At 37.7% G+C, this 6,924-nt stretch carries 8 protein-coding genes; 5 read left to right on the forward strand and 3 right to left on the reverse strand.

Going from position 1 to position 6,924, the window contains the following annotated elements; all coding sequences use genetic code 11:
- Positions 1–683, forward strand: a 683-nt coding sequence (locus tag ACIQ32_RS10890) for an enoyl-CoA hydratase/isomerase family protein (RefSeq protein WP_396195718.1), incomplete at its 5' end; no start/stop codon positions are given.
- Between the two features lie 59 nt (positions 684–742).
- Here the strand turns inward: ACIQ32_RS10890 and ACIQ32_RS10895 are convergent.
- Genes ACIQ32_RS10895 through ACIQ32_RS10905 form a run of 3 tightly spaced genes read right to left on the reverse strand, consistent with a single transcriptional unit; the run spans position 743 to position 3,163 of the window.
- Positions 743–1,387 (reverse strand): HD domain-containing protein, encoded by a 645-nt coding sequence (locus ACIQ32_RS10895; protein WP_396195719.1) that lies wholly within the window; start codon positions 1,385–1,387, stop codon positions 743–745.
- Positions 1,388–1,435: 48 nt separating this feature from the next.
- On the reverse strand, positions 1,436–2,425 hold the full coding sequence (locus ACIQ32_RS10900) for an acyl-ACP desaturase (protein ID WP_396195720.1): 990 nt from the start codon (positions 2,423–2,425) through the stop codon (positions 1,436–1,438).
- A 3-nt stretch (positions 2,426–2,428) separates the two neighbouring features.
- Entirely contained in the window at positions 2,429–3,163 is a 735-nt protein-coding gene (locus ACIQ32_RS10905; protein WP_396195721.1) for a lysophospholipid acyltransferase family protein, read from the reverse strand.
- A gap of 246 nt (positions 3,164–3,409) precedes the next feature.
- Between ACIQ32_RS10905 and recA the strand changes: the two genes are divergently transcribed.
- The 4 genes from recA to ACIQ32_RS10925 all read left to right on the forward strand — a co-directional run.
- Positions 3,410–4,414 carry a recombinase RecA gene (gene recA, locus ACIQ32_RS10910; protein WP_396195722.1) on the forward strand — a complete coding sequence of 335 codons (1,005 nt, stop codon included), beginning with the start codon at positions 3,410–3,412 and terminating at the stop codon, positions 4,412–4,414.
- Between the two features lie 97 nt (positions 4,415–4,511).
- Entirely contained in the window at positions 4,512–4,922 is a 411-nt protein-coding gene (locus ACIQ32_RS10915) for a hypothetical protein (RefSeq protein ID WP_396195723.1), read from the forward strand.
- 18 nt (positions 4,923–4,940) lie between these two features.
- Positions 4,941–5,492, forward strand: a complete 552-nt coding sequence (locus tag ACIQ32_RS10920) for an RNA polymerase sigma factor (protein WP_396195724.1) — start codon at positions 4,941–4,943, stop codon at positions 5,490–5,492.
- The coding region (locus ACIQ32_RS10925) for a hypothetical protein (RefSeq protein ID WP_396195725.1) at positions 5,489–6,924 on the forward strand (1,436 nt) is incomplete at its 3' end. The genes ACIQ32_RS10920 and ACIQ32_RS10925, both read left to right, overlap by 4 nt.

The raw sequence follows: 6,924 nt of genomic DNA on the forward strand, positions 1-6,924 counted from the left end.
AGGAATTGCACGATGCCTTTGAAAGCTTGGAAAACAATACCGAAGTAAGGGTTATTATCGTAACGGGCGAAGGTGAAAAAGCTTTTGTAGCCGGTGCCGACATTTCGGAATTTGCAGAATTCAGCGTAGAAGAAGGCGCGCAATTGGCAGCACAAGGTCAGGAATTGCTATTTGACTTTGTGGAAAAATTAAAAACGCCCGTTATTGCGGCCGTTAACGGATTTGCGTTAGGCGGCGGATTGGAATTGGCTATGGCTTGTCATTTCCGAGTGGCTTCCGATAATGCCAAAATGGGTTTGCCGGAAGTATCTTTGGGTGTCATTCCCGGTTATGGTGGAACACAGCGACTGCCTCAATTGGTGGGTAAAGGTCGTGCCATAGAACTAATTATGACCGCCGGAATGATCGACGCCGAAACCGCTAAATCATACGGATTGGTCAATCATGTAGTGGCACAAACCGAACTGTTGGAATTCACCAAAGGCATTGCTTCGAAAATCATGCGCAATTCGCCATCAGCCATCGGCAAAGCGATTAAAGCCGTGAACGCCAATTACAAACACGATGTGGACGGATTTGACGTAGAAATCAGAAACTTCGGGAAATGTTTTGGTACCGAAGATTTTAAAGAAGGCACTACGGCCTTTTTGGAGAAAAGAAAAGCTACTTTCACAGGTAAATAATTTCAGTGTTCAGTGTTCAGAAGATAAAAAACTGAACACTGAACACTGCTTACTGACCACTAACACTCTCCTTCCCATTCGGCATAAAACTGCGAGAGAAAATTTTCCATAAAACGATGGCGTGCTGCTGCAATTTTTTTACCGGTTTCGGTATTCATTTTGTCTTTCAACAACAATAGTTTTTCGTAGAAATGATTCAAAGTTGGAGAGTCAGAATTCTTATATTCTTCTTTGCTCATATTTAAATTTGGAGCAATCGCCGGATTGTAAAGTGCTCTGTTTTTGAAACCACCGTAGTTAAAGCATCTGGCAATTCCAATCGCACCAATGGCGTCCAATCTATCCGCATCTTGAACTATTTTCAATTCTTTGGAGGAAAATGTTCTCTCAAAATTGCCGCCTTTAAACGAAATGTTTTCGATGATATTAACCACATGAATAATCGTGGCTTCGTCGACATTTTCTGCTTCCAGAAACAATCGAGCGGTTTTGGGACCGATTGTTTCATCGCCATCGTGAAACTTGCTGTCGGCAATGTCGTGCAATAAAGCGGCGAGTTTTACCACGGTTATATCGCACGATTCTTCTTGGGTTATCAACAGCGCATTTTTATATACGCGTTCAATATGAAACCAATCGTGTCCGCCTTCGGCTTGTTCGAGCTTAGATTGGACAAAAAGGATTGTTTTATCTATGATAGACATGTTATTGTAGTTAAAAAAATCCTTTCGAGAGGAAAGGATTATTATTTATTATCGAATTACAGCAGGTTCTACCCATTTAAAAATTTTAGTTTCTTCGGGCAAAACCAAACGCTCTGAAATCTTGGCCATTCTTTCAGGCAGCTTCATCAGATAGTCTCTGGCTTTTTCGGCTTCTGCCGTTAAGTTATTGATTTTATCGATTTCCCATTTATCAATTAGCTTCTGCATAATGTCGACATAATCCGCTGCGGTATAAACGCCTAATTTTTGCGCAGAGTTTGAAAATTCCTCAAAGGCGGTGCTTATTTTTTGCCCTGATTCTCTGAGAAAATGCGCCGGCATGGTGATTTTTTGTTTCATCATGTATTGAAAAGCCAACATCATTTCGCTCGGATCCACTTTGAAAATTTGGTTTACAAATTCAGAATACGCGTGATGGTGACGCATTTCATCTCCGGCTATTAGCTTACAAATTTTGGCTAATTTTTTATCCCCATATTGCTTGGCGATTTGAGAAACCCTATTGTGTGAGACATAAGTAGCCAATTCCTGAAAACTGGTATAAACAAAGTTTTTGTATGGATCTTTTCCGGTGCCGATGTCAAATCCATCGTTGATTAAATGCTGTGTAGTTACCTCAACTTCGCGCATGTTAACCCGTCCTGAAAGGTATAAATACTTGTTGAGTAAATCCCCGTGTCGGTTTTCTTCACCGGTCCATTGTCGCACCCATTTTGACCAGCCGTTACGGCTTTCGTTGTCAACACCTTCTACTTCCATCAACCAGGATTCGTAGGTTGGCAGAGCTTCTTCGGTGATGGTATCTCCGACCATTACTACCCAAAAATCATACGGTAGTTCTTTCGCAATTTCTCTTAATTCTTTGACTTCTTCGATAAAATTATCTTCCTCGGAATTGGGAAGCAAATCAGAAGGTTGCCATATCTTTTCCACCGGAATCAAAAACTGATCGACAAAGCTATCGACTTTTTTTTCCAGGAATTGCATGACTTCAAGTCGGATGTTTTTTTGAGGCATTATTTAATTTTTAATAGATTGTTTGACTGCTTTTTCTGTTTTTTCCATCAATTCTTCAAAAGAAAAATCTTTAACAGCTATAGGTTCGTGAATGATAAACTGCAATTGAGTACCTAACCCCATAGGGAAAGCACCAAATTTAACCATTTTCCACGAGTTATTGATGGTAATTGGCACCACATAAGCAGAAGGCGCATATTTGCATAAGATTTTTAGGCCACTTTGGGCAAATTCTTTAGGCGTTCCGTTTTTGCTTCGGGTGCCTTCGGGGAAAATAACGGCTGATCGATTGTGTTTTTCAATGTATTCCGATAATCCTTTGATCACCGGAATGGCTTGTTTAGGATCTTTGCGGTCAATTAATACTGAACCGCCGTGTCTTAAATTATAAGAAACACTTGGAATGCCTTTGCCCAATTCTTTTTTGCTGACAAACTTGGCGTGAAAACGTCTCAAATACCATATGATTCCAATAATATCAAACATGCTTTGGTGATTGGCCACAAAAATAATCGGTACGTTTTGCGGAATGCATTCTCGATTTTCAACGGTATAAGTTGTACCTAAAAGATTGGTACATTTTACTAAAAAGAAGTTCAAATAATCGACACTTTTCTTGTGTGCTTGGTATCCGAAAAGCGTCAAGCAAATCCACTGAATCGGATGAAAAATAACCAAGGTCAATCCGAAACACAGATAATAAACAATTGATATCGGGTAAGAGATTATCTTTTCCATGCTTGTAAAATAGACTGCAAAAATAGTTAAAATAGCGGGGCGGAATACATTTGACAAAAGAAAAAAGCCAAATATTTACCCTTAAAATGTACACTTTTTGCGTACTAAACATTAGATTGAATCTTAGTAATTTTAAAAAAACTAAACCCTAGTGTTACAACCAAACTAATTTGTTCAAAACTCCTGTTAACAGAACCGAATCAGAACAAAAAAAGCATTATTTTTATGCCACTAAAATTTTAAAAAATGAGTTCAGAAAAAGAAGCCAAATTAAAAGCGTTACAATTAACCCTTGATAAATTAGACAAAGCTTACGGTAAAGGAACCGTCATGAAAATGGGCGACAGGGCTGTGGAAGAGGTAGAAATAATCCCTTCCGGTTCTTTAGGTTTGGATTTAGCTTTGGGCGTCAACGGATATCCTAAAGGAAGAATTATTGAAATATACGGTCCGGAATCATCGGGTAAAACCACTTTAACCTTACATGCCATTGCTGAAGCTCAAAAAGCAGGAGGTATTGCGGCTTTTATTGACGCGGAACATGCCTTTGACAGACATTATGCTGAAAAATTAGGCGTTGATATTGAAAACTTAATCATATCACAACCGGATAACGGAGAGCAAGCTTTAGAAATTGCAGAAAACTTAATTCGTTCGGGAGCCATTGATATAGTGGTTATCGACTCGGTGGCTGCTTTAACTCCGAAAAGCGAAATTGAAGGCGAAATGGGTGATTCTAAAATGGGATTACACGCTCGTTTGATGTCGCAAGCTTTAAGAAAACTTACGGGAACCATTAGCAAGACCAACTGTACGGTATTCTTCATTAACCAGTTGAGAGAGAAAATCGGGGTAATGTTTGGTAACCCTGAAACTACAACCGGAGGAAATGCTTTGAAGTTTTATGCTTCGGTGCGTTTAGACATTCGCCGATCTTCTCAAATTAAAGAAGGTGAAAATGTAATTGGAAACAGAACCAAAGTAAAAGTGGTTAAAAATAAAGTAGCGCCGCCGTTTAAAACCGCTGAATTCGACATCATGTATGGAGAAGGCGTTTCTAAAACCGGAGAAATTTTGGACTTGGCTGTGGAGTTTGAAATTATTAAAAAAGCGGGTTCATGGTTTAGTTATGGTGACACTAAATTAGGTCAGGGACGCGATGCTGTTAAGGTGCTGATTAAGGACAACCCGGAATTAGCAGATGAACTCGAACAAAAAATCAAAGAGTTGATCAAAGAATCCAATAACTAAATAGCAACGTCTCGTTTAAAAGCGGGACGTTTTTTTATTTGAATTACGCAACCATTTACTAACCTCTACATCTAGACCAAAAATAGAATTTACCATCATGAAAAAAATTATTTCTGTAGTAACCTTACTTTTTTTACTTATTTCTTGTTCCCCTGAGCCGGATACTCGATATTCTTTAGAATTATTGCCGGTTGAAAGTGTTGAAATTCCTACCGAGATGACATTGGGAGAAACCTATCAGTTCAAGATGTTTTATCGACTGCCTACAAACTGTCACGCTTACAATACCATTTATTATCACAAAAATTTAAATGTAAGAACCATTGCTGTTGAAAGTGCGAAAAGGGAACAAAATAATTGCCAAGAATTGACAGAAAATAACTTGTATGAGTGCACTTTTGATTTCTTGGTGACCAGTAATGGCTCATATATTTTTAAATTTTGGCAGGGTAAAGACGAACAAGGAAACGATATCTTTTTAGAATATGAAATACCGGTAATCGATTAAACCATCAATTTTTGACAATTGGATTTAAAAGAACTCATTAATGATTGCAAGAATAACAACAGAAAAGCACAAGAACAATTGTATCGGTTGTACTCGGGAAAATTGTTTGCTGTGTGCTTAAAATATTCGCGTAATTATACTGAGGCACAAGACAATTTACAAGATGGGTTTTTGATTATCTTCCAAAAAATAGGACAATATTCCTTTAAAGGTTCGTTTGACGGTTGGTTAAAAAGAGTAATGATTAATAATGTGTTGCAACAATACCGAAATCAAACTTTCTTAAGCTTGGTGAACGAAGATATAGCGGAAGATTATGAAATTGAACTTGATGAAGACAATATCTCTTTAGATTATTTGTTAAGAATCATCCAAGAATTGCCTGATAGGTATCGATTGGTTTTTAATCTTTATGTAATCGACGGTTATTCGCATGCCGAAATTGCGGAAATGTTGCAAATTAATATTGGTACGTCTAAGTCAAATTTAGCCAGAGGCCGTATGATATTAAAAGAAAAAATTGAACAGTTAAAAAACGAAGAAACGAAAAAGTTTCCTTCTGCAAAATGAGTGAAAGAAAGAATATAGATCGCCTTTTTCAGGAAAAATTCAAGGATTTCGAAATTAATCCTCCTGAGGAAATTTGGGGTAATATTGAAGCCGGTTTGGATAAAGATAAAACCAGACGAGTGATTCCGCTTTGGTGGAAACTCTCAGGAATTGCGGCAGTATTTCTAGTTGGGTTATTAATTACACAAACGGTTTTTAACAACAAAACAGTGCCGTCGAACCAGGTTACGTTTGAAGAAACTAAAACCACTAAAGAGACAAAAACAACAACGAATACATCTCTTCCAAACAGTGATGCTGTTAACCCAAAAGAAAAAATTCAAGGGAATGTTGTTGTACAAAACGAGAATACAAATGACAATGTTTCTCAATCAACATTTGAAAAAGGAATCACTGATCCTAAAAATTATCAGCAAAAAAATACAGCAAAAAAATCAATCGGAAATCAAGCATCATTGAACAAAACCGTAGCTGAAAACAACAAATCGAAAAATGCTGTAAATGCGACCGATAGGTCTGTTACCTCATCGCGGCAAACCCAAAAAAATGGCTTGCTTGAAACCGAAAAAGCTATAACCGATAACCTTGGTACCATGGCAGATAAAGAAAATAAAACTACTACTGTTTCAGAAATTTCCAAAGAAATTTCATTAGAGTCTTTAAAAGGCAAGAAAAACAGTGTAGCCGAAAACGATGCTAAACCAAACCCTACAGACAGCACCAAAACAAAGGAAACACCGAAAAATCCTTTAGAAGAATTATTAGCCGCTATAGAGGAAGAACCGAAAAAGCAAGAAACCAAACAAAGCAAATGGCAAATCATTTCTAACGTTTCGCCTATTTTTATGGGTGCGCTTTCCGGTGGTTCTGCTATTGATTCTACCTTGGCCAACAACAGTAAATCATTCAACACTAATGTTGGGTTTGGCTTGGGTGTAAGTTACGCTGTTAGTCCGAAAGTAACCCTTAGAACCGGGTTAAACAAACTCAATATGAGTTATAACACTAACGATGTTTTTTACTTTGCGAGTATGCAAACCCGCGCCTTGAGTGGTTTATCTCCTTCAGGAGCCGGTCACACTATACAAGTGGAAAATGCCAATGGCCCAAGTCCTTCAGCTTCTTTAGGCACTTCAGAAAATGATTTGCTGTCCTTTGAACAAAACTTTACCAAAAACAAAGGTTACATTAACCAAGATATAGGCTATTTTGAAATGCCGATTGAGATGACTTATGCGTTTGTAGCCAAAAGATTTGGATTAAAAGTTATAGGTGGTTTCAGCACTTTATTTTTACAAGACAATTCCATTTCCGTGGTTTCAGACAATAGAACTATCGTTTTGGGAGCAGCCAATAACCTAAATAACATTCACTTTAGCACCAATATTGGTTTAGGATTAAAATATGATTTACTGAAATCTTTTGAGTTTCA

It is taken from the genome of Flavobacterium sp., assembly GCF_044373165.1.
GTDB lineage: Bacteria > Bacteroidota > Bacteroidia > Flavobacteriales > Flavobacteriaceae > Flavobacterium.